General features: G+C 68.8%; 17 protein-coding genes and 1 pseudogene. 13 read left to right on the top strand and 5 right to left on the bottom strand.

Going from position 1 to position 23,061, the window contains the following annotated elements; genetic code table 11:
• Positions 1-30 precede the first annotated feature (30 nt).
• The 3 genes and pseudogenes from WT26_RS28165 (at position 31) to WT26_RS38640 (ending at position 1,776) form a co-directional block, all read left to right on the top strand.
• On the top strand, positions 31-675 hold the full coding sequence (locus WT26_RS28165; RefSeq protein ID WP_069274468.1) for a DUF1326 domain-containing protein: 645 nt from the start codon (positions 31-33) through the stop codon (positions 673-675).
• Entirely contained in the window at positions 672-1,463 is a 792-nt protein-coding gene (locus WT26_RS28170; RefSeq protein ID WP_069274469.1) for a DUF2182 domain-containing protein, read from the top strand. Before WT26_RS28165 ends, WT26_RS28170 begins: the two co-directional genes overlap by 4 nt.
• Before the next feature lie 38 nt (positions 1,464-1,501).
• A pseudogene (locus WT26_RS38640) lies at positions 1,502-1,776 on the top strand (hypothetical protein).
• 3 nt (positions 1,777-1,779) lie between these two features.
• Here the strand turns inward: WT26_RS38640 and WT26_RS28180 are convergent.
• The 3 genes from WT26_RS28180 to WT26_RS28190 form a co-directional block, all read right to left on the bottom strand.
• Positions 1,780-3,135 carry an MFS transporter gene (locus tag WT26_RS28180; protein ID WP_069274470.1) on the bottom strand — a complete coding sequence of 452 codons (1,356 nt, stop codon included), beginning with the start codon at positions 3,133-3,135 and terminating at the stop codon, positions 1,780-1,782.
• Positions 3,136-3,235: 100 nt separating this feature from the next.
• A complete protein-coding gene (locus WT26_RS28185) occupies positions 3,236-4,579 on the bottom strand; it encodes an MFS transporter (protein ID WP_069274471.1) in 1,344 nt (447 codons plus the stop codon).
• 126 nt (positions 4,580-4,705) lie between these two features.
• Positions 4,706-5,665 carry an MBL fold metallo-hydrolase gene (locus WT26_RS28190; RefSeq protein ID WP_059522175.1) on the bottom strand — a complete coding sequence of 320 codons (960 nt, stop codon included), beginning with the start codon at positions 5,663-5,665 and terminating at the stop codon, positions 4,706-4,708.
• Positions 5,666-5,841: 176 nt separating this feature from the next.
• Between WT26_RS28190 and WT26_RS28195 the strand changes: the two genes are divergently transcribed.
• Positions 5,842-7,494, top strand: a complete 1,653-nt coding sequence (locus WT26_RS28195) for an IclR family transcriptional regulator (RefSeq protein ID WP_069274472.1) — start codon at positions 5,842-5,844, stop codon at positions 7,492-7,494.
• 432 nt (positions 7,495-7,926) lie between these two features.
• Here WT26_RS28195 and WT26_RS28200 read toward each other — a convergent pair whose 3' ends face one another.
• Positions 7,927-8,409 (bottom strand): Lrp/AsnC family transcriptional regulator, encoded by a 483-nt coding sequence (locus WT26_RS28200; protein WP_059522177.1) that lies wholly within the window; start codon positions 8,407-8,409, stop codon positions 7,927-7,929.
• A 288-nt stretch (positions 8,410-8,697) separates the two neighbouring features.
• On the opposite strand from WT26_RS28200, the gene WT26_RS28205 reads away from it, so the two are divergent.
• Together WT26_RS28205 and WT26_RS28210 are read left to right on the top strand one after the other, a co-directional pair.
• Complete coding sequence (locus WT26_RS28205; protein ID WP_069274473.1) at positions 8,698-9,339, top strand: LysE family translocator; 642 nt, start codon at positions 8,698-8,700, stop codon at positions 9,337-9,339.
• A 154-nt stretch (positions 9,340-9,493) separates the two neighbouring features.
• Positions 9,494-11,473, top strand: coding sequence for a methyl-accepting chemotaxis protein (locus WT26_RS28210; RefSeq protein WP_069274474.1), 1,980 nt, complete (start codon positions 9,494-9,496; stop codon positions 11,471-11,473).
• A 51-nt stretch (positions 11,474-11,524) separates the two neighbouring features.
• Here the strand turns inward: WT26_RS28210 and WT26_RS28215 are convergent, their stop codons facing one another.
• On the bottom strand, positions 11,525-13,177 hold the full coding sequence (locus WT26_RS28215) for an acyl-CoA synthetase (RefSeq protein WP_069274475.1): 1,653 nt from the start codon (positions 13,175-13,177) through the stop codon (positions 11,525-11,527).
• A 168-nt stretch (positions 13,178-13,345) separates the two neighbouring features.
• Here WT26_RS28215 and WT26_RS28220 point away from each other — a divergent pair, with 168 nt between their 5' ends.
• The 7 genes from WT26_RS28220 to WT26_RS28250 all read left to right on the top strand — a co-directional run bounded on the left by WT26_RS28220 (position 13,346) and on the right by WT26_RS28250 (position 23,059).
• Positions 13,346-14,101: a Crp/Fnr family transcriptional regulator gene (locus WT26_RS28220; RefSeq protein WP_069274476.1), complete on the top strand. Its 756-nt coding sequence runs from the start codon at positions 13,346-13,348 to the stop codon at positions 14,099-14,101.
• A gap of 168 nt (positions 14,102-14,269) precedes the next feature.
• Positions 14,270-17,440, top strand: a complete 3,171-nt coding sequence (locus WT26_RS28225; protein ID WP_069274477.1) for an efflux RND transporter permease subunit — start codon at positions 14,270-14,272, stop codon at positions 17,438-17,440.
• A gap of 26 nt (positions 17,441-17,466) precedes the next feature.
• Positions 17,467-18,699, top strand: coding sequence for an efflux RND transporter periplasmic adaptor subunit (locus WT26_RS28230; RefSeq protein WP_069274478.1), 1,233 nt, complete (start codon positions 17,467-17,469; stop codon positions 18,697-18,699).
• Positions 18,699-20,192, top strand: a complete 1,494-nt coding sequence (locus tag WT26_RS28235) for an efflux transporter outer membrane subunit (protein ID WP_069274479.1) — start codon at positions 18,699-18,701, stop codon at positions 20,190-20,192. Before WT26_RS28230 ends, WT26_RS28235 begins: the two co-directional genes overlap by 1 nt.
• 19 nt (positions 20,193-20,211) lie before the next feature.
• Positions 20,212-20,907, top strand: a complete 696-nt coding sequence (locus tag WT26_RS28240; RefSeq protein ID WP_059522187.1) for a heavy metal response regulator transcription factor — start codon at positions 20,212-20,214, stop codon at positions 20,905-20,907.
• Positions 20,904-22,352: a heavy metal sensor histidine kinase gene (locus WT26_RS28245; RefSeq protein ID WP_069274480.1), complete on the top strand. Its 1,449-nt coding sequence runs from the start codon at positions 20,904-20,906 to the stop codon at positions 22,350-22,352. Before WT26_RS28240 ends, WT26_RS28245 begins: the two co-directional genes overlap by 4 nt.
• 110 nt (positions 22,353-22,462) lie before the next feature.
• On the top strand, positions 22,463-23,059 hold the full coding sequence (locus tag WT26_RS28250) for a LysE family translocator (RefSeq protein ID WP_069274481.1): 597 nt from the start codon (positions 22,463-22,465) through the stop codon (positions 23,057-23,059).
• Positions 23,060-23,061: the final 2 nt, after the last annotated feature.

The raw sequence follows: 23,061 nt of genomic DNA on the forward strand, positions 1-23,061 counted from the left end.
GACTCGACGCGGCGCGCAAGGAGCACTGCCATGACGCCGTGGGAGATTCAGGGTACCGAAATGATGAGCTGCAATTGCTCATACGGATGCCCTTGCCAGTTCAATGCACCGCCGACCCATGGCGGATGCGAAGCAATGGGCGCGATTTCGATCGACAGCGGCCACTTTGGCGACGTGGTGCTCGACGGCGTCAGGATCGCGGTCGTGTTTCAGTGGCCGGGTCCCATTCACGAAGGCAGGGGCAGGTGCCAGCCGATCGTCGACGAGCGCGCGAGTCCGGCGCAGCGCGAAGCGGTGCTGAAGATCATGACCGGCCAGGATACCGATCCGTTTGCGACGATGTTCGCGGTATTCGCGTCGACGCTCGAGCATGCGTTCGAGCCGATCTTCACGAAGATCGAGTTCGACGTCGATGTCGATGCGCGGCGCGGCCGGATCCACGTCGACGGCGTGTTCGACGTCGCGGGGGATCCGATCCGCAACCCGGTGACGGGCGACGAGCATCGAGTGCGGATCGACCTGCCGAACGGGTTCGAGTACGAACTCGCCGAGATCGGCTCGGGCACCAGCCGTTCGCGCGGCAACATCGCACTGGATCTCAAGGATACCTATGCGCAGTTCGCGCGGCTGCACCTGAACAATCACGGGCTGATCCGGCATCGCACTGCCGCATGATCGGCATCGACCCGCTCTTCAGGCACGAGCGCGTCGTCACGCTGCTCGGCATGGCCGCGCTCGTCGGCGTGTGCTGGTTCTACCTGTGGACCGGCGCGGGCACCGGCATGTCGGCGCTCGACATGACGGCCGCTACGCTCTTCCCGCATCGGCTGCCGCACGGCATCGGCAGCATGGATCCGTCGCTGCCGACCGTGATCGCGATGTGGTGGGTGATGATGATCGCGATGATGACGCCCAGCGCGGCGCCGCTCGTGATGCTGTACCGGCGCGTCTTGCGACATTACGGCGCGGCCGACGGGGCGTCGTCCGCGTCGTCGCTGGCGCTGCTGGCCGGCTACCTGACTATCTGGCTGGCGTTTTCGATCGCCGCGGCATCGCTGCAGAAAGTGCTGCAGCCAACCGGCCTCATTTCGGCAATGATGCTGTGGTCGAAGAGCGCGCTCCTTTCCGCAATCGTGCTGGCCGCGGCCGGGATTTATCAGCTTTCGCCGTTCAAGCGCGCTTGCCTCACGCAATGCCGCTCGCCGGTGCAGTTCCTCACCACGCATTGGCGGCCCGGCGTCGCCGGCAGTTTCCTGCTCGGATTGCACCACGGCCTTTACTGCGTCGGTTGCTGCGGGTTGCTGATGGCGCTGCTGTTCGTCGGCGGCGTGATGAACGTCGTGTGGATCGCCGCGCTGTCGGTGTTCGTGTTCGCGGAAAAAATCCTGCCCGGCGGCGAGCGCATCGGCCGCGCGCTGGGCATCGTATTGATCGCGTGGGCCGGCGCGACGCTGCTGGCGTGATCGGTGCGCTTCCCTTATCGGATCTTGAAGGCCATCACATGCGACCAGGAATCAGCGTACTGACAATCGGCGTCGACGATCTGGACACGGCAATGCGCTTCTACCGCGATGGCCTGGGGCTGGAAACGGAAGGCATCGTTCGAACCTGACGCAGTCGCATTCCTCGATCTCCAGAGCGGCCTGAAGCTGGCGCGCGCGGCTCGTGAAGCCCGCAAGCAAGACCTTCTGGGGCGGCTATTCCGGATACTTTCAGGATCCGGACGGCCATCTGCGGGAGGTGGTTTTCAATCCGGCCTTCGTTCCCGGGGATTGAGCGTCATCGCGCCGGCTCCGTCGGCCGCTCCCCCCGCGTCCCCAGCAGCATCGCGACCGCGCACGCGGCCAACAGCGCGGCGATCATCAGCATCGCCGGATCCATGCTGCCGGTGCGCGTGCGGATCAGCCCGACGAGCCAGGGGGTGATCATGCCGCTCGACACGCCGATGCTGCTGATCAGCGCGATCCCGCCGGCCGCGCCCGCGCCGGAGAAATACGCGGACGGCACGGCCCAGAACACCGGGTGCGCGGCGAAGATCAGCATCGCCGCGACCGACAGCAGCGCCATCATCGCGACGATGCTCGGCAGGTGCAGCGTCAGCAGCGCAAGCGCCACCGCGCCGCCGAACGCGCATGCCGCGAAGTGCCGGCGCCGCTCGCGCTTGCGGTCGGAGCGCCGCGCGATCGCGATCAGGCCGGCCGCGCCGACCGCGTTCGGCACGACCGACAGCAGGCTGATCTGCACGACGTCGTGGATGCCGAATTCGCGGATCATCAGCGGCATCCAGAACAGCAGCATCAGCAGCGCGGTGGTCAGCGAGAAATAGATGAACGCGAACAGGTACGTGCGCGGCGCCGCGAGCGCCTCGCGCAGCGACGCGGCCGTATGGGCGGGCGCCCGGGCGCGGTCGGCCGCGAGATCGTCGGCAAGCCGCCGCCGGTCGTCCGGCGTCAGCCACGCGGCCTGTTCGGGACCGTCGCACAGCCAGAACCACGCGATCACGCCGAGCAGGATCGCGGGCGCGCCCTCGATCGCGAACATCCATTGCCAGCCGTGCAGCCCGAGCACGCCCGACATTCCGCGCATCAGCCAGCCCGACAGCAGCCCGCCGACCATCCCCGCCACCGCGACGCCCGCGTAGAAGATCGACAGCACCGACGCCCGCCGCCGCGCCGGATACCAGTACGTCAGGTAGAACACCACGCCCGGAAAGAACCCGGCCTCGAACAGCCCGAGCAGGAAGCGCAGCACGTAGAAATGCTTTGCGCTGTCGACGGCGATCATCGCGACCGACACCGCGCCCCACAGGCACATGATCCGCGCGAACGTGCGGCGCGCGCCGAAGCGGCGCAGCAGCGCGTTGCTCGGCACCTCGAACAGCACGTAGCCGACGAAGAACAGCACGGCGCCGAGGCTGTACATCGCGTCGGTCAGGCCGAGATCCTGCCGCATCTGCAACTGCGCGAAGCCGATGTTGCTGCGATCGAGGATCGACACGATGTAGCAGATGAACAGGAACGGCACGATCCGCATGCCGATGCGCCGGTACAGCGCGTCGTCGTCCGGCGCATCATCGCCCGCGCCGGCGCCGGAGGCGACGCCGCGCGCCGCCTCCGCTCGAAGAGGAGCAGACATCGCTTGTCTCCTTGATCGCATTCGATCGGTTGCCGGGGAACGGCATCTGACGTGGCGCGGCCGTCAGCGGACAGCGGACGGCCACGGCGCAGCGCTCGACTCAAGCCCAAACCCGCCGCTGCGGCTCGCCTTTCACGCCGAGCATCAGCGCGACACCGCTCGCCACCAGCAACGCGGCCAGCAGATACACGGCGAGATCCATGCTGCCCGTGCGCGTGCGGATCATCCCGATCACCCACGGGCTGACGATGCCGCTCGTGATCCCGATGCTGCTGATCAGCGCGATCCCGGCCGCGGCCGCATTGCCCGACAGGTAGCGGGTCGGCACGGCCCAGAAGATCGGCAGCGCGGCGAAGACCAGCGTCGCCGCGATCGACAGGCACGCGAGCATCGCCGCGAAGCTGTGCAGGTGCAGCGTCAGCGCCGCGAGCGCGATCCCGCCGCCGATCGTGCAGCACGCGAAGTGCTTGCGGCGCTCGCCGGTGCGGTCGGAGCGGCGCGCGATCAGCACCAGCCCCACCGCGCCCACCGCGTTCGGCACGACCGTGTAGAGGCTCACGGCCACGACGTCGGTCACGCCGAAATCGCGGATCATCAGCGGCATCCAGAAGTTGAGCGTCAGCGACGCGCAGGTCAGCGAGAAATAGATGAACGCGAACAGGTACACGCGCGGATTCAGCAGCGCGGCGGCGAAGCTGCCCGGACCGTGTGCGCCGTGTGCCCCCTCGCGGCCCTGCCCGTGCGCGCAGAGCGCCGCGACCCGCGCCTTTTCATCGGACGTCAGCCACGCGGCGTCCTGCGGCCGGTCGACCAGGAACGTGAACGCGGCGAACGCGAGCAGGATCGCCGGCGCGCCTTCGATCGCGAACATCCACTGCCAGCCGTGCAGGCCGAGCACGCCGCCCATGTCGCGCATGATCCAGCCCGACATCAGGCCGCCGAGCACGCCGGCCACCGCGACGCCCGCGAAGAACACCGAGATCGCGGCCGCGCGCCGGTTCGCGGGGAACCAGTAGGTGAGATACAGCACGATGCCGGGAAAGAAGCCTGCTTCGAACACGCCGAGCAGGAACCGCAGCACATAGAAATGCGACGGCTGCGACACGAACATCATCCCGGTCGACGCGATGCCCCACAGCAGCATGATCCGCGTGAAGGTGCGACGCGCGCCGAAACGCGCGAGCAGCATGTTGCTCGGCACTTCGCAGAACACGTAGCCGACGTAGAACACCGCGGCGCCGAGGCCGTACATCGCGTCGCTGAAGCCGAGATCGTGCTTCATCTGCAACTGCGCGAAGCCGATGTTGATGCGGTCGAGGAACGATACGACGTAGCAGAGGAACAGGAACGGCACGATCCGCCACGCGATCTTGCGGAACAGCAGTTGGTCGTCGGAAGCCGACGCGGACGCGACCGCCGCTTCGGCGGGAAGCGATTGGGGCATGTCTCTCTCCAAACAGGCTGCACGATTCGGGCGCGCAGCCGTCTCCCAGGGCGTGCGTGCGCCCGGCTTTCTTGTGAGATCGAAGAAACGCGGCGGGACTACGGACGCCCCGCCGTCATGGGCCGCTCAGTCCTGCAGCGCGGCCCACATTTCCTTGTCGCGCTGCGCCGTCCAGATGCGCGGATGCGTGATGCCGCTCGCTTCGTCGAACGCACGCGACACGTCGAACGGCAGGCAGTGCTCGTAGATGAACACGTGGCCGAACTTCGGGTCCATCGCTTCGCGCGTGAGCGCCATCGACGCCTTCAGGTCGAGCTTCCGCTCGACGGCCTTGCGGCCCTGCGCGAGCAGCGTCGTCACGAAATCCTTCGTGTAGTCGAGGCCCTTGTTCACTTCGGCCGGGTTCAGCAGCGCGGGGCCACGGCCCGGCACCAGCTTCTCGGCGTTCAGCGCGCGCAGCGCCTCGAGCGTGGCCGGCCACTGCTCGAGCTGCGCATCGCCGCAGTAGCACGCGGCGTCGTATTCGACGAGGTCACCGGAGAACAGCACTTTCTGCGACGGGATCCAGACGATCGTGTCGCCCTTCGTGTGGCCCGAGCCGACGTGCATGATCTTCACCTCGAGCTTGCCGAGGAACAGCGTGATCTCGCGCTCGAACACGAGCGTCGGCCAGGTCAGGCCGGGCACCGTCTCGACGCCGGCGAACAGGCGCGGGAAACGCTCGATCTCCGACTTCATGTCGGCCTCGCCGCGCTCGACGATCATCTCGTACGTGCCGCGGCTCGCAATCACGTGCTGCGCGCCTTCGTCGAAATACGCGGACGCGCCGAGCACGCGCACCGCGTGGTAGTGCGACAGCACCACGTGCTTGATTGGCTTGTCGGTCACGCTGCGGATCTTCGCGATCAGGTCCTGCGCCATCGCGGGCGTCGCGGTCGTGTCGACGATCAGCACGCTGTCGTCGCCGATGATCACGCCCGAGTTCGGGTCGCCTTCGGCGGTGTACGCGTACGCGTTCTCGGACAGCTTCGTCCAGGTGACTTTCTTCTCTTCCAGATCGGCTTGGGAGGCGAATGCTTTGGCCATGTTGCGTTCCGTGGCTGCGAGCCATGTGTTGAGGGGTTGAGCGGATCATCTTCCCGCATCGAATATTTGTCAATGACAAAGTCGCTTGCTATTGTCTAATACGGGTAAACCTGCGGGCTGGCGCGATAAATGGCGTCGGATACCATGCGGGGTTTCGTCATCGGAAGAATCATCGCGTGCAGAATCACGAAGTCAGCGCAGACGATGCGCCGCCCAAGGCGCAGCGCGGGATCCAGAGCGTCGAGGTCGGCGGCCGGCTGCTCGACGCGCTCGCGCGCCGGCGCAAGCCGCTCGGGCTGTCCGAGCTGGCCGCGGCGGCCGACCTGTCGACCGCGCAGGCGCACACCTATCTCGTCAGCCTGACGCGGCTCGCGCTCGTGAAGCGCGACGCGCTCACCGGCAACTACGAGCCGGGCCCGTTGTCGCTGCGGCTCGGGCTGATGTCGATCGAGCGCCAGCCGGCTTATCGCGCGGCGCTGCCGCACGCTGCGCGGCTCGCGGAAGCGGTCGGCCTGAGCGTCGCGCTGTCGGTGCCGGGCGTGCTCGGGCCGACGATCGTGCGCATCGAGCACGGCGGCTATCCGCTGCACGTGAACCTGCATGTCGGTTCGGTGATGTCGCTCGACACGACAGCCACCGGCCGCGTGTTCCGCGCGTTCGGCGACCCCGCGCAACTTCGCGCGATGGCCGCCAGCCAGGCCGGCGCGGGCGACACGCTCGCGGGCGCCGAGCAGCCCGTGCCGGACACCGGCGTGCCGCAGGCCGAACTCGACGCGATCCGCGCACGTGGGATCGAACGCGGCGTCGACCTGCCGAGCCCCGGCGTCAGCGCGATGTGCGTGCCGGTGTTCGACGCGGCGGGCGCGCTGCAGCTCGCGTTGACGGTGATCGGTTCGACGGGCTCGATCGACGTCGCGTGGGACGGCCCGATCGCGGCGGCACTGCGCGACGCGGCCCAGCAGGCGAGCGCATCGCTCGGCGCGGCGCACGATGCCCCGCCGCCCGCACCCGGCGCGGCCCCGGCCGCCCCGCGCGTGCCGCCCGCACTGGCCGACGATGCGAAGGCGCAGCGCGGGATCAACGCGCTCGACAGCACCGGCGAGCTGCTGCTCGCGCTGGTGTCGGCGGGCCGCGCGCTGCCGCTGCGCGACCTCGCGGCGGCGGCCGGCATGCCGGCCGCGAAGGCCTTTCCGCATCTCGTCAGCTTGCAGAAGATCGGCCTGCTGAGCCGCGACGACGCCGGCTGCTTCGGCGGCGGCCCGCTCGGGCAGGCGCTCGGCCTGATCGCGATGCAGCGCGTGTCGCCGACGCGCGACGCGGAAGCCGAGATCGTCGCGCTGGCGGGCGCGACCGACATGAGCGTGGCGGCCGCGACGCTCGGGCCGCTCGGCCCGACGGTGATCCGCCTCGAGGAATCGGCGCGGCCGCAGCACGTGAGCCTCCAGGTCGGCACCGTGATGTCGCTCGTCAATACGGCGATCGGCCGGATCTTCGCAGCCGGCATGTCCGACGACGTGCTGGCCGACCTGCTCGCCGACGAGCCCGTGCGCCTCGCGGGGCGCCCGACGGCGGCGGCCGACGCTGCGTTCCGCGCGCACCTCGCGCAGATCCGCGCGGAAGGCGTCGACTTCGCGTTCGACGCGCCGGTGCCGGGCATCGGGACGGTCGCCGCGCCCGTGTTCGATCACACCGGCAGCATCCGGCTCGTGATCGCAATCATCGGTTCGTCGCGCGGCTTCCCGCGCGGGCCGGACAGCGATCTCGCGCAGGCCTTGCTCGCCGCGACGCGGCGGCTGTCGTGGCGGTTCGGGTGGATCGGCGGGCAGTGACGATCACGATGAATCCTGTTGCGCTGCGGCAACAGAACCCTCAAAGAATTACCATATTACAAAATCTCATTTCACAACGCGGTGGGCCTCATCTATGATTAGGGTTATCCCTAACTCGCCACCTATATGGGGCTTCGTCATGCAAACGTCTAATGTCTCCGACCGTTCCACCGAATCCGCTGGCTGGCTCGCACGTGTGGGCGAGCTGATTGCAGAAGCTTGGGCACTCCACCTCGAGAACTGCGAAGTCATCGCTGAAGCACACGCGCGCCTGCCGCGCTGAACGGAACGACCAGACGCCGGCCGGCGGCCCTGAGCTGGCCCCCGGCCTTGTTCCGTTTCCACTTGCGCGCCTGCGCTGCGCAATCGCGCAATCACGCGGCCGCGCGCGCCGGCTCTTCGACGAAGACCGGCTGCCCTCCCTCCGCGCGCTCACACCTGAATCGACGGCACGTCCTTCATGCAGCGCAGCGCAAACATCGAGCGGCTGTGACGGATGCTCGAAATCCTGTACAGCTTTTCGCGCAGGAAGCGCTCGTAGCCGGCCGTGCCGTCCACCGCGACCTTGATCCAGTAGTCGTACTCGCCCGACACCAGATACGCCTCGAGCACCTCGGGCAGCGCGGCGAGCTCCTCTCCGAAGCGGGCGAGCGCGTCGTCCTCGTGGCGATCGAGCGTGACTTCGAGGATCACGATGTCCGCGTAGCCCAGCTTCCGCTGGTTGACGAGCGCGACATAACCGTCGATGTAGCCGTCCACCTCGAGCTGCCGCGTGCGGTTCCAGCACGCGGTGGTCGACATGCCGATCTGTTCGGCCAGTTCGGCGTTCGACAGGCGCGCATTTTTTTGCAGTGCACCCAGGATCTTGCGATCCTGGCTGTCGAGCGTTTTCGGCGAGCGTTCACGTGTGGCCATGGCAAGAAGAATCTTCTACTGAAAAGCGGGATTCTATCTGAACGACATTCCGGATTTCGACCTGTTTCACTGGAAAACAGGAAGCCTTTTAATCCGGCCCCTTGATATATTTTTCCCCATGCCTGTTGTCCGGCACGCTCCCCGCGACAACCCCTTCGCACCGGGACGCACGGCCGCAATCACGAGTTGCGGTGCCGGGCACCCAGGCATTCGAAACCCGCCGCCCGCGCACCCCAACCGACCGTGCGCGGCGCCGGCGCCCGTGTTCCTGTTCCTGCCCTACCCGTCATGTCGTTCAGGCTTTACCTCTCGTTTCTCGCTGCTTCCGCCGTTCTCGTCTACGCTCCCGGCCCCGTCAACCTCCTCACGATGAACCACGCACTGCGCGCCGGCTGGCGCCGCGCGCTGCCGTGTGTCTGGGGCGGCACGCTCGCCGTGCTGCTGCAACTCGCGCTGACCGCGCTGTGCCTGAATTCGCTCGTGCATCTCGACGAGCGCGCGCTGACCGTGCTGCGCTGGGCCGGCGCAGCCTACCTCGTCTGGCTCGGCTGCAAGCAATGGCTCAGCCGTGCGCCGGCCCATGCGCCGGCCGCATCATCGGCCGAGGTCGCCCAGCCGGCAGCCGATACGGGACGTGAACTGTTCTGGCGCGGCCTTGCGACCTCGGGGCTGAATCCGAAGACGCTGCTGTTCTTCCCGTCGTTCTTCCCGCAATTCATCGTCGCGGGCACCGACTGGAGCCTGAACCAGCAGTTCCTGCTGCTCTCGGCGACGTTCGCGGTGCTGTTCGCGGGCGGCGTCGCGTCGATGGCGCTGTTCTCGCACCGGCTGAGCCGCGCACTGCAGCGGCCCGCGCGGATGCGTGCGATGAACCGCGTCACGGGCGGGCTGCTCGTCGGGATGGGCGCGATCATGGTCGGCTGGAACTGACTGGCTGCCCACGCAACCTTCCCCCTGAATCCCCGTCGCTCGATCCGCCGAAACCTCCGCGCTAAAGATTCCGCACGCGCTGCCGTAATTCCTGTGACGAAATTGCGGTGACGCGTGCGTTCCGCCCCTCTCCCTCCCCCACGCAGGAAGCACTATGAGATTGACGTCCCTGGGCCGGGTGAGCGTTGGCGCTCGTCTGGCCGCATTGTCGTGCGCAACCGTCGCATTGCTGTTTGCCGCCTTCGCGTGGACCCTCGCGCACCTGGCCGGCGAACAGATCGCCGACCAGGCGCACGCGCGCATCGCCGAGAAGGAACGCTCGATCGCCGCGATGGTCGACCTGTTCGACAAGGCGCTGACCGCCGAAGCCGATCGCTCGATGTCGCTGTTCGCGAGCTTCCTGCCGGCCGAGTTCTCGCTCGACCCGGCGCGCACCCAGGACCTCGGCGGCGGCGTGATGGCGCCGACGCTGTCCGCGGGCAGCAGGCCGCTCGACCTCGACTATTCGATTCCCGACCAGTTCCTGAAGAAAAGCGGCGCGATCGCGACGATCTTCGCGCGCGACGGCGACGATTTCGTGCGGATCACGACCTCGCTGAAGAAGCAGGACGGCGCGCGCGCCGTCGGCACGCGCCTCGACCGCAACAGCCCCGCCTACGCGCCGCTCGTCGCGGGCCGCAGCTACACGGGCCTCGCGAAGCTGTTCGGGCGGCCGTACATCACGCAATACAAGCCGGTGACCGACGCGACCGGCCGCGTGATCGGCGCGCTGTTCGTCGGGATCGACGTCGCGGACGAAATCCGCCTCGTCGAAGCCGGCATTCGCGAGCTGAAGATCGGCAGCAACGGCTACTACTTCGTGCTCGACGCATCGCAGGGCCCGTCGCGCGGCACCTTCGTCGTCCACCCCGAGGCGGCCGGCAAACCGGCCCGCGACGGCGCCGCGCCCTACGCGCAGATGCTCGCGGCCGGCGACGGACGGCTCGCGTACACGTCGACCGACCCGGCCGCGCACGACAGCGGGCCCACCGCGAAATTCGTGTCGTTCACGACGATTCCGCAGTGGCAATGGCTCGTCGGCGGCATCGCGCTCGACGACGAACTGCTCGCCGGCATGCGCGCCACCCGCAACCGCTTCCTGATGATCGCCGCGGCGCTCGTGCTCGCGTTCGCGGTGCTGTTCGTCATCGTGGTCCGCCGTGTCGTGAGCCGGCCGCTCGATGCGGCGGCACGCGCGTCGGAACGCTTCGCCGCCGGCGACCTGAGCGTGCGCGTCCGCGACGACGGCGCCGTGCCGCGCGGCGCGGACGAGATCGGCCGGCTCGTGCAGGCCGTCGACGGGATCGGCGACGGCCTCGCCCGGATCGTCGAGCAGGTGCGCAACAGCTCGGCCGACATCGCGCGCGGCACGGTCGACATCGCGGCCGGCAGCGGCGACATGGCCGCGCGGATCGCGACGCAGGCGAGCAGCGTCGAACAGACCGCGGCCAGCATGGAGCAGATCACCGCCGCCGTGCAGCAGAGCGCCGAGCACGCGGCGCAAGCCAACGCGCTGGTCGCCCACGCGTCGGCCGCCGCGACGAACGGCGACGCCGCGGTGCAGCGCGTGGTCGCGACGATGGACGACATCGGCCGCGCAACGCGCCGGATCGCCGAGATCACGGGCACGATCGAGGGCATCGCGTTCCAGACCAACATCCTCGCGCTGAACGCGGCCGTCGAGGCTGCACGCGCGGGCGAACACGGCAAGGGCTTCGCGGTGGTCGCGGCCGAGGTGCGCACGCTCGCGCAGCGCAGCGCGGCTGCCGTGAAGGAGATCGACGCGCTGAGCGCCGAATCGTCGACGACCGTCGAACAGGGTTACCGGATCGCCGACGCCGCGCGCGGCACGATGCGCGACATCGTCGCGCGCGTCGACCAGGTCAGCACGCTGATCGGCGAGATCAGCGCCGCGGCGCGCGAACAATCGACCGGCATCGAACAGGTGAACCTGGCCGTCACGCAGATCGGCGACGCGACGCAGCAGAATGCCACGCTGATCTCGGACGCCGAACGCGCGGCCGTCGCGCTGCGCGACCAGGCCGCGCAACTGGCGGATGCGGTCAGCGTGTTCCGGCTCGAGCGAGCCGCGTGACGGCAGACGGCAGACGGATGGCGGACGATCGGCCGGGGCCGGGCGGCTCGCCTACTTCTTGTCGCCGGCCAGGTCGATCGCCTTGTCCGAGCCGACCGCGTTGCGCAGCTGGAATTTCTGGATCTTGCCGGTGGACGTCTTCGGCAGCTCGCCGAACCGCACGGCCTTCGGCACCTTGAAGCCCGCGAGCAACTGCCGGCAATGCGCGACGATCTCCTCCTCGGTCGCGCTCGCGCCTTCGCGCAGCTCGACGAACGCGCACGGCACCTCGCCCCATTTCGGGTCGGGCATCGCGACGACGGCGGCGACCGCCACGGCCGGATGCCGGTACAGCGCATCCTCGACCTCGATGCTCGAGATGTTCTCGCCGCCCGAGATGATGATGTCCTTCTTGCGGTCCTTGATCCGGATATAGCCGTCCGGCGTCAGCACCGCGAGATCGCCGGTATGGAACCAGCCGCCGTGGAACGCGTCGTCGGTCGCCTTCGGGTTCTTCAGGTAGCCCTTCATGCAGATGTTGCCGCGGAACATGATCTCGCCGAGCGTCTCGCCGTCGGCCGGCACCGGCGCCATCGTGTCGGGATCGAGCACCGTCGCGCCCGCTTCCAGGTGATAGCGCACGCCCTGGCGCGCATTGAGCCGCGCACGCTCCTCATCGGGCAGTTCCTCCCAATGCGCCTGCTTCGCGCACACGGTCGCCGGGCCGTAGACCTCGGTCAGCCCGTACACGTGCAGCAGGTCGAAGCCGATCTCCTTCATCTTCGCGATCACGGCCGGCGCGGGCGCCGCGCCCGCCACCATCGCGTGCACCGTGTGGTCGATGCCTGCGCGGAATTCGGCCGGCGCGTTCGCGATCGCGCTCTGCACGATCGGCGCACCGCAGTAGTGCGTGATGCGTTCGCGGCGGATCAGGTCGAACACCGTCTTCGCATCGAACTTGCGCAGGCAGACGTTCACGCCCGCGCGCGCCGCGACGGCCCACGGGAAGCACCAGCCGTTGCAGTGGAACATCGGCAGCGTCCACAGGTAGACGGCATGCTTCGGCATGTCCCATTCGAGGATGTTGCTGATCGCCGCGAGATACGCGCCGCGATGGTGGTAGACGACGCCCTTCGGATCGCCGGTCGTGCCGGACGTGTAGTTCAGCGCGATCGCGTCCCATTCGTCGGCGGGCGGCGTCCACGCGTAGTCGGCGTCGCCGCTCGCGACGAGCGCCTCGTAGTCGGTCGCGCCCGCGAAGCGCGTGGGGTCCGCCGGCATCGCATCGGCCACGCTGACGATCTTCAGGCCCGGCACCTCGAGCGCCGCGCGATGCGCGAATTCCGCATACTCGGTGTCGACGATCAGCACCTTCGCCTCGCCATGGCGCAGCATGAACAGCACCGACGACACGTCGAGCCGCGTGTTGATCGTGTTCAGCACGGCGCCGGCCATCGGCACGCCGAAGTGCGCCTCGACCATCGCCGGGATGTTCGGCAGCATCGCCGCAACCGTGTCGCCGCGGCCGACGCCGAGCCGCGCGAGCGCGCTCGCCAGCCGCTTCGCGCGCGTGTAGGTCTCGCCCCAGGTGCGCCGCACGTCGCCGTGCACGATCGCGAGGCGCTCGCCGTAGACTTCGGCCGTCCTGACCAGGAAGTCGATCGGGGTGAGCGGCACGTAATTGGCGTCGCGGCGGCCGAGCCCTGCCTCGAACATCTGCGTCATGATCCTGTCTCCCGTGTCCTGTCGACCGGAGCGCTTCCACCCCGGATCGTTTTGATGTGGTTCAATTGCCGACAGCCTAACGGGCGCTATTGTGAGCCGTCTGTCATCGAAACGACAGAGTGCCTTTCACGCGCTGCGCGTTATCCCTATCCTCGCAAACCCGCACCCATGCACGACCCTCTCGCCGCATCGCCCGACGCGCCCGCCCACCCGGCCGACGCCCTTTCCGCACCGGGCCCGCTGCCGGCGCTGTCCGCGCTGTTCGGCCAGTGCGCGTGGTTCCGCACGCTCGCGCCCGAACACCAGGCGCTCGTGCTCGCGCAATCGCGCGTCGAGCAGTGCGAGGCCGGCGACGTGATCGCCCATCGGCTCGCGCCGTCCGAATACTGGATCGGCGTGCATCGCGGGCTGCTGAAGCTCGCGATCTTCAATGCGTCCGGGCGCGGCTGCACGTTCTCGGGCGTGCCGTCGGGCGGCTGGTTCGGCGAAGGCAGCGTGATCAAGCGCGAACTGCGCAAGTACGAGGTCGTCGCGATCCAGCGCTCGACCGTGCTGTTCGTGCCGGTCGACACGTTCCACGCGCTGCTCGACACGAGCCTGCCGTTCACGCGCTTCGTGATTCACCAGTTGAACAACCGGATGGGCGAGTTCATCGCGTCGATCCAGAACAGCCGGCTGCTGGACGTCGACGCACGCGTCGCGCAGGCGCTCGCGCAGCTGTTCAATCCCGACCTGTACCCGGACACCGGCCCGTCGCTGTCGATCTCGCAGGAGGAACTGGGGATGCTCGTCGGCGTGTCGCGGCAGCGAATCAACCAGGCGCTGCAGCAGCTCGAGAAACTCGGCGCGCTGCGGCTCGCGTACAACCAGATCGACGTCGTCGACCTCGGGGCGCTCGCGCGTGTCGGGATCGAGCAGATCTGAAGCGCGCGGCGGCAGCGCGCCTTACATCTGACGAATTCAATGCGACGCGCGTGCGGGCCAACCTGACAATTCCGCCAGTTTCGCGACAGTAACCCGTGCCGGGCGCCCGCCTATCATTCGAGTGCCGTTCTTCATCAACGCCCGACCGCCGCCTGTCCCGCTGCCTCCATGTGGATCGTCAATCTCGCGCTCAGGCGCCCCTACACGTTCATCGTCATGGCCATCACGATCGTGCTGGCCACCCCGCTTGCGCTGATGCGCACGCCGGTCGACGTGCTGCCCGCGATCAACATCCCCGTGATCAGCGTCATCTGGAATTACAGCGGCTTCTCCGCGACGGAGATGACGAACCGCATCACGTCCGTGCATGAACGGATCCTGACGACGACCGTCAACAACATCCAGCACGTCGAATCGACGTCGCTGCCCGGCATCGCGGTCGTGAAGGTGTTCCTGCAGCCGGGCGCGAACGTGCAGACGGCGATCGCGCAGACCGTCTCGTCCGCGCAGGCGATCGTGCGGCAGATGCCGCAGGGCGCGACGCCGCCGCTCGTGATCACCTATTCGGCCTCGAGCATTCCGGTGATCCAGCTCGGACTGTCGAGCAAGACGCTCAGCGAACAGTCGCTCGCCGACATCGCGCTCAACTTCCTGCGCCCGCAGCTGATCACGGTGCCTGGCGTGCAGATCCCGTTCCCGTACGGCGGCCGCACGCGCGTGGTCGCGATCGACCTCGATCCGCAGGCGCTGCTCGCGAAAGGGCTCACGCCCGCCGACATCGTCAACGCGGTCAACGCGCAGAACCTCGTGCTGCCGACCGGCACCGCGAAGATGGGCCAGACCGAATACCGGATCGACACCAACGCGTCGGCCGATACGGTCGCCGACATCAACAACCTGCCGGTCCAGACCGTCAACGGCGCGACGACCTATCTGCGCGAGGTCGCATCGGTACGCGACGGCTTTGCGCCGCAGACCAACGTCGTGCGCCAGAACGGCCAGCGCGGCGTGCTCATCTCGATCCTGAAAAGCGGCGACGCGTCGACGCTCAAGGTCGTGTCGGACCTGAAGGCACTGCTGCCGAAGGTGATCCCGACGCTGCCCGAGGGGCTCACGATCACGCCGCTGTTCGACCAGTCGGTGTTCGTCGACGCGGCCGTGCAAGGCGTGATCCACGAAGCGCTGATCGCCGCCGTGCTGACCGCGATGATGATCCTGCTGTTCCTCGGCAACTGGCGCAGCACGCTGATCATCGCGATCTCGATTCCGCTGTCGATCTTCACGTCGCTGATCGCGCTGTCCGCGCTCGGCGAGACCATCAACATCATGACGCTCGGCGGGCTCGCGCTCGCGGTCGGGATCCTGGTCGACGATGCGACGGTGACGATCGAGAACATCGAGCGCCACCTGCATCTCGGTACGAACCTGCACGACGCGATTCTCGAAGGCGCCGGCGAGATCGCGGTGCCCGCGTTCGTGTCGACGCTGTGCATCTGCATCGTGTTCGTGCCGATGTTCTTCCTGACAGGCGTCGCGCGTTTCCTGTTCGTGCCGCTCGCGGAAGCCGTCGTGTTCGCGATGCTCGCGTCGTACGTGCTGTCGCGCACGCTGGTGCCGACGCTCGCGATGCTGCTGTTCCGCCCGCAGCAGGCGAGCACCGGCCCGGATCGTTCGACGTCGCGCTTCGCGCGCATCCATCACGCATTCAACGCAGCGTTCGAGCGACTGCGCGCGTGGTACATCGTGCTGCTCAGCATCCTGCTGGTGCGCCGCCGCTTCTACGCGATGTGCTTCCTCGGCTTCTGCGTGCTGTCGACCGGCCTGGTTTTCGTGCTCGGCCGCGACTTCTTCCCGAACGCCGATTCGGGCAACATCCGCCTGCACATGCGCGCGCCGACCGGCTACCGGATCGAGGAAACCGCGCGCCTCGCCGACCAGGTCGAGCGCGTGATCCGCGAAACCGTGCCGCCCGACGAACTCGGCGCGATCGTCGACAACCTCGGGCTGCCGGTGAGCGGCATCAACCTGTCGTACAGCAACGCCGGCACGATCGGCACGCTCGACGGCGAGTTGCTGATCGCGCTGAAACCCGGCCACCGCGCGACCCAGCACTACGTGCAGGCATTGCGCACGGTGCTGCCCGAGCGCTTCCCGGGCGTCGAGTTCTTCTTCCAGCCGTCGGACATCATCACGCAGATCCTCAACTTCGGCCAACCGGCCGCGATCGACCTGCAGGTGCTCGGCAACGATCTCGCGAGTAACATGACTATCGCGAGCAGCCTGATGAAAAAGTTCAGGCAAATCCCCGGCGCCGTCGACGTGCACGTGCTGCAACGCAACGACGAGCCGACCCTGCTGGCCGACATGGACCGTACGCGCATGCAGCAGCTCAATCTCTCCGCGCAGAACGTCGCGCAGAACATGCTGATCTCGCTGTCCGGCAGTTCGCAGACGACACCGTCGTTCTGGATCAACCCGCGTACCGGCGTCCAGTACCCGCTGCAGATCCAGACCCCGCAATACAGCATCTCGTCGGTCGACGACCTGCTCGGCACGCCGATCTCGGCGAGCGGCCGCACGGGCATGCCGCTGCAACTGCTCGGCAACCTCGTGCAGGTGCGCAGCACCGCGAACCCGGCCGTGATCACGCACTACAACATCCGTCCGGCGATCGACGTGTACGTGAGCGTCGAAGGCCGCGACCTCGGCGCGGTCGCGGGCGAGATCGACCGCATCGTGTCGGATGCGCGCGCGACGCTGCCGCGCGGCACCGAGCTGACGATGCGCGGCCAGATCGAGACGATGCGCACGTCGTATATCGGCCTCGGCGCGGGCGTCGCGATGGCGATCGTGCTCGTCTACCTGCTGATCGTCGTCAACTTCCAGTCGTGGCTCGACCCGCTGATCATCATCAGCGCGATGCCGGCCGCGCTCGCCGGCATCGCATGGATGCTGTTCATCACCGGCACGCACCTGAGCGTGCCCGCGCTGACGGGCGCGATCATGACGGTGGGCGTCGCGACCGCGAACAGCATTCTCGTCGTGTCGTTCGCGCGCCAGCGTCTCGCGGACGGCGCGCCGCCGCTCACGGCCGCGCTGGAAGCCGGCGCGACGCGGATCCGGCCGGTGCTGATGACCGCGCTCGCGATGATCATCGGCATGGTGCCGATGGCGCTCGGTCTCGGCGAAGGCGCCGAGCAGAACGCGCCGCTCGGCCGCGCGGTGATCGGCGGCCTGCTGTTCGCGACGGTTTCGACGCTGCTGTTCGTGCCGCTCGTGTTCGGCGGCGTGCATGCGCGGCTGGCCCGCCGGCGCGCGCGCCAGGCCGCCGGACACTGATTCCCGCTTATTGACCGGTTGAATTCATGGAAGAGAAACATCACAGCACCGTCGGCATCCAGGTGGACGAACACGGGCTCGACCTGCCCGCGCGGGCCGGCGTGTGGCGACGCGCGCGGATCGTGCTGATCGTCGTCGGCGCGCTGCTCGCGGCCGGCGCGGCGCGCACGATCTTCACCGACGTCATGAACCGCAACCGGCTCGATGCGCTGACCGCGCAGAACGCGCGCCAGTACGTGACCGTCGCGCATCCGGTCGATGCGGCCACCGGCGGCAAGCTGTCGCTGCCCGGCACGCTGCGCGGCTTCGTCGAGGCGCCGATCTACGCGCGCGCGAGCGGCTACGTGCTGCGCTGGCAGGCCGACATCGGCGCGCACGTGAAGCAGGGCCAGCTGCTGGCCGAACTCGACACGCCCGAGCTGAACCAGGAACTCGCGCAGGCCACCGCGCAGCGCCAGCAGGCGCAAGCCGCGCTCGCGCTCGCGAAGACGTCGTTCGACCGCGCGCAGCAGTTGCGCCAGCGCGATGCCGTCTCGCAGCAGGAACTCGACGACCGGCAAGGCGCGTTCAACCAGGGCACCGCGAACCTCGCCGCGGCCGACGCGAACATGCGCCGTCTCACCGAGCTGAAAGGCTTCCAGCGGATCGTCGCGCCGATCGACGGGATCGTCACGCAGCGCAACGTCGACGTCGGCGATCTCGTCAGTTCCGGCAACGCGGGCCGTTCGCTGTTCACGGTCGTGCAGGCCGACCGGCTGCGGCTCTACGTGCAGGTGCCGCAGGCGTACGCGCAGCAGGTGAAGGTCGGCCAGCACGTGAGCGTCGCGCAGGCCGAGCTGCCGGGCCGGACGTTCGACGGAACGATCACGCGCACGTCCGAGGCGATCGACGTCGCGACGCGTTCGCTGCAGATCGAGATCACGCTGCCGAACCCGGACGGGCGGCTGCTGCCCGGCGCCTACGTGCAGGCCACGTTGCCGATGACGCCGGTCGGCCGCCTGCAGGTGCCGGCCAACACGTTGCTGTTCCGCGCCGAAGGCCCGACGGTCGCGACGGTCGATGCGAACGGCCAGGTGCGCCTGAAACAGGTGACGGTCGTGCGCACGATCGGGCAGACGCTCGAGATCGACGGCGGCGTGACGCCCGACGATCGCCTCGTCGTGAACCCGAGCGATTCGCTCGCGAACGGCGACCAGGTCGTCGTCGTGAAGCCGGCGCCGAAGCCCGCGTCCGGCGCCGCGGCGGGAGCGAACGCGTGATGCGCGCCCGCCTCGCGCCGCGGCCGGCCGCCCGCGCGGTCGCCCTCGCCGTCGCGCTCGCCGCCCTCGCCGGCTGCACGGTCGGCCCCGACTACCAGCGGCCCGACGTCGCCACGCCGGCCGCGTGGCGGCTCGATCCGGCCGACGCGTACTGGCATCCGGCCGCGCCGGCCCGCGCGCCGCTCGACCCGGCATGGTGGACCGCGTTCGGCGATCCCCAGCTCGATGCGCTGGAAGCCGAAGCGCTGCGCAACAACCAGAACCTGAAGGCCGTCGCCGCGCGCTACGACCAGGCGAAGGCGACGCTCGCGTCGGTCGCCTCGGCGCAGTATCCGGCCGTCGGCCTGAACGCGAGCGGCCAGCGCTTCAAGATCTCGGCCGACCGACCGCAGACCAGCTACGCGACGCAGAGCATGTCGACCGTGCAGAACGACGTGCAGGTCGGCGCGAGCGTCAGCTACGAGCTCGACCTTTTCGGCCGCGTGCGGCGCAGCGTCGAATCCGCGCAGGCCACCACCGAACAGGCGCGCGACGATTTCGCGAACGCGCGGCTCGTGCTGACCGCCGATCTCGCGTCGAGCTATTTCGCGCTGCGCGAATTCGACACCGAGATCGACGTCGTCAGGCGCTCGATCGACCTGCAGCAGAAGGCGCTCGACTACGTGAGCGCGCGCCACGACCTCGGCGCGGTGTCGGGCCTCGACCTGCTGCAGCAGCGCGCGCAGCTCGACGCGACGCGCACCCAGGCGCAGTTGCTGCTCCAGCAGCGCGCGCAGGTCGAAACCGCGATCGCGACGCTGGTCGGCACGCCGGCCCCCACCTTCTCGATCGCGCCGCGCGTCGTGCCGATCAACGCGCCGGCGCTGCCGACCGGCCTGCCGAGCGACGTGCTGCAGCGGCGCCCCGACGTCGCGTCGGCCGAGCGCGCGATGGCCGCCGCGAATGCGCAGATCGGCGTCGCGCGCGCCGCGTATTTCCCGCGCATCATGCTGTCGCCCGACATCGGCTGGGACGCGACGCGCTTCGCCGGCCTGTTCACCGTGCCGGCGTTGCTGTGGTCGGTCGGCGGGTCGCTCGCCCAGCCGCTGTTCGAAGGCGGCAAGCTGAAGGCCGGCGTCGATTTCGCGCAGGCCGGTTATGTCGCCGCGCAGGCCGGCTACCGGCAGGCCGTACTCACCGCGTTCCAGGAGGTGCAGAATGCGGTCACGGGATTGTCGGTGCTCGCCGAGGCCGCGCAGCAGGCCTCCGCGGCCGTCGACGACGCGCGCAAGCTCGTGTCGCTCGCGCAGGATCGCTACGCGGGCGGCCTGACGCCGTTCATCGACGTGCTGACGGCCGAGCAGCAGTTGCTGACGAGCGAGCGCCAGGCCGTGCAGATCCAGGGCCAGCGCGCGGCGCTCGTCGTGTTTCTCGCGAAGGCGCTCGGCGGCGGCTGGGACGGCGACGCGGCGGCCGCGGTCGAGGCTGCAGCCCCGGCGGCGGGCTCACACTAACCAGACAACGGACCCTGACATGAAAGTCCTGATCGTCGAAGACGAACCGAAAGTCGTCGAATACCTGAAGAGCGGCCTGACCGAGGAAGGCTGGGTCGTCGATACCGCGCTCGACGGCGAGGACGGCGCGTGGAAAGCCGTCGAATTCGACTACGACGTGGTCGTGCTCGACGTGATGCTGCCGAAGCTGGACGGCTTCGGCGTGCTGCGCGCGTTGCGCGCGCAGAAGCAGACGCCCGTCATCATGCTGACCGCGCGCGACCGCGTCGACGACCGCGTGCGGGGCTTGCGCGGCGGCGCCGACGACTACCTGACCAAGCCGTTCTCGTTCCTCGAGCTGATCGAACGGCTGCGCGCGCTGACGCGCCGCGCGCGCGTGCAGGAATCGACGCTGATCTCGATCGGCGACCTGCGGGTCGACCTGATCGGCCGCCGCGCGACCCGCGACGGCGCGCGGCTCGACCTGACCGCGCAGGAATTCCAGCTGCTCGGCGTGCTCGCGCGGCGCAGCGGCGAGGTGCTGTCGAAGACGACCATCGCCGAACTCGTGTGGGACGTGAACTTCGACAGCAACGCGAACGTCGTCGAGACGGCGATCAAGCGCCTGCGCGCGAAGCTCGACGGCCCGTTCACGGACAAGCTGCTGCACACGATCCGCGGCATGGGTTACGTGCTCGAGGCGCGCGAGGACGGCGATACCGAGAGGCCGGCATGAAACGCTCGATCGTCCTGCGGCTGTCGGCGATGTTCGGCATCGTGTCGCTGCTCGTGTTCACGCTGGTGGGCTGCGGGCTGTTCGTGATGATGGAGCGGCAGCTGTTCGCCGAGCTGCGCGCGACGCTCGATACGCGCACCAAGGTCGCCGAGATGATCGTGTCGCACGCGCTCACGCCCGAGCGCGGGCGCCTCATGCAGGAAAAACTCGCCGATCTCGAACCGCCCGACGGCTCGACGCGCTATCAGGTCGACAGCACGAATCCGGATTTCCGCTTCGGCAAGCCGGTCGACGGCGTGCCCGTCGGCGCGCCGTTCGGCGCATTCCAGCGCTACGCGCTGAACGACAGCAGCTACGACGTGATGACGAAGACCGTGACGGTGGCCGGCAACGGCGAGCGGCCGACGCTGAGGCTGATCGTCGCCAGTTCGTGCGAGCGCACGCAGCGGATGCTGCGCCGCTTCGGCTGGACGCTCGCCGGGCTGATCGCGATCGCGACGATCATCACGCTGCTGCTGAGCCGCGCGGTGGCCCGCTTCGGGCTCGCGCCGCTCGACCGGCTGTCGCAGGATGCATCGGCCATCAGCCTCGCGAACCGCCGCCAGCGGCTGCACACCGACGCGCTGCCGGCCGAGCTGCGCGACCTCGCCACGTCGTTCAACGGCGCGCTCGATCGCATCCAGCAGACCTACGCGCGGCTCGAGGCCTTCAACGCGGACGTCGCGCACGAACTGCGCACGCCGATCAGCATCCTGATCGGCCAGACCCAGGTCGCGCTGACCAGCCGCGACCGCACGGTCGAGCGGATGCAGCAGACGCTGCAGTCGAACCTCGAGGAATTCGAGCGGCTGCGCGTGATCATCAACGACATGCTGTTCCTGTCGCGCAGCGACCGCGGCGAACGGGCGACCGACCTGAAGGACGTGTCGCTCGCCGACGAGGTGCGGCGCATGCTCGACTTCCTCGAAATCCCGCTCGACGAGGCGCAGTTGCGCGCCGAACTGCACGGCGATGCGCGCGCGGCCGTCGATCCGTCGCTGTTCCGCCGCGCGATGACGAACCTGCTGATCAACGCGATCCAGCATTCGTCGCCCGGCGCGACGGTCAGCGTGACGATCGTGCGCCGCGACACGCTCGTCGAGATGGCCGTCGCGAACCCCGGCGAGCCGATCGACCCCGCCCGGCGTTCGCACGTGTTCGAGCGCTTCTACCGGCTCGAGGAAGCCCGCGCGAACAGCAAGGAGAACCACGGGCTCGGGCTGTCGATCGTCAAGGCCGTCGCCGAGATGCACGGCGGCAGCGTATTCGTCGCGTGTTCGGGCGGCATCAACACGTTCGGGTTTTCCGTCGCGGCGCAGCCGTGCGCGGCCGGCGAACCGCTCGCCGCGGAGCCGGCCCGCGCGACCGGCATACCCACGGCGCACGCGCCGCGCGCATTGCACTGACGGCCGTCGGGAACGTCGCGCCATCCGCCGAGGGCAGTTTTCTTCAATACCTGCCCGCCCCGCTCCTTTAGCCTCGATGCGACTTTCGACATTTCGCATGGAGACATCCGATGAGCATGCTGGTTTCGATGGCGGCATTCGCGCTCGCCTCGTCGATCACCCCCGGTCCCGTCAACATCGTCGCGCTCAGCGCGGGCGCGCGCCACGGCCTCGGCGCGAGCCTGCGCTATGCGGCCGGCGCGACGCTCGGCTTCGTCGCGCTGTTCCTGCTGATCGGCCTCGGGCTGCACGCGGCGCTCGCGCGCTGGCCCGTGCTGACGACCGCCACGCAGTGGTCGGGGATCGCGTTCCTGCTGTACATGGCGCTGCGGCTCGCGCTCGACGATGGCCGGCTCGCGCCGGACGCGCCGGGCGCGCAGATTGCCGGCCCGTCGGCGGCGGCCGGCGCGGCGATGCAGTGGCTGAACCCGAAGGCGTGGCTCGCGTGCGTGGCCGCGATGGGCGCGTATGCGGCCGACGGCGACCGCGCGCAGGTCTGGCAGTTCGCCGCGCTGTATCTCGTGATCTGTTTCGCGTCGATCGCGTGCTGGGCATATGCGGGCGCGTCGCTGCGGCACCGGCTCGCGAACGCGCGGCGCATGCGCGTGTTCAACCGGCTGATGGCGCTGCTGCTCGCGGGCAGCGCGCTCTTTCTGCTCGACGCCTAGCC

Origin of the sequence: Burkholderia cepacia (genome assembly GCF_001718835.1) — a bacterium.
GTDB classification, from domain to species: domain Bacteria; phylum Pseudomonadota; class Gammaproteobacteria; order Burkholderiales; family Burkholderiaceae; genus Burkholderia; species Burkholderia cepacia_F.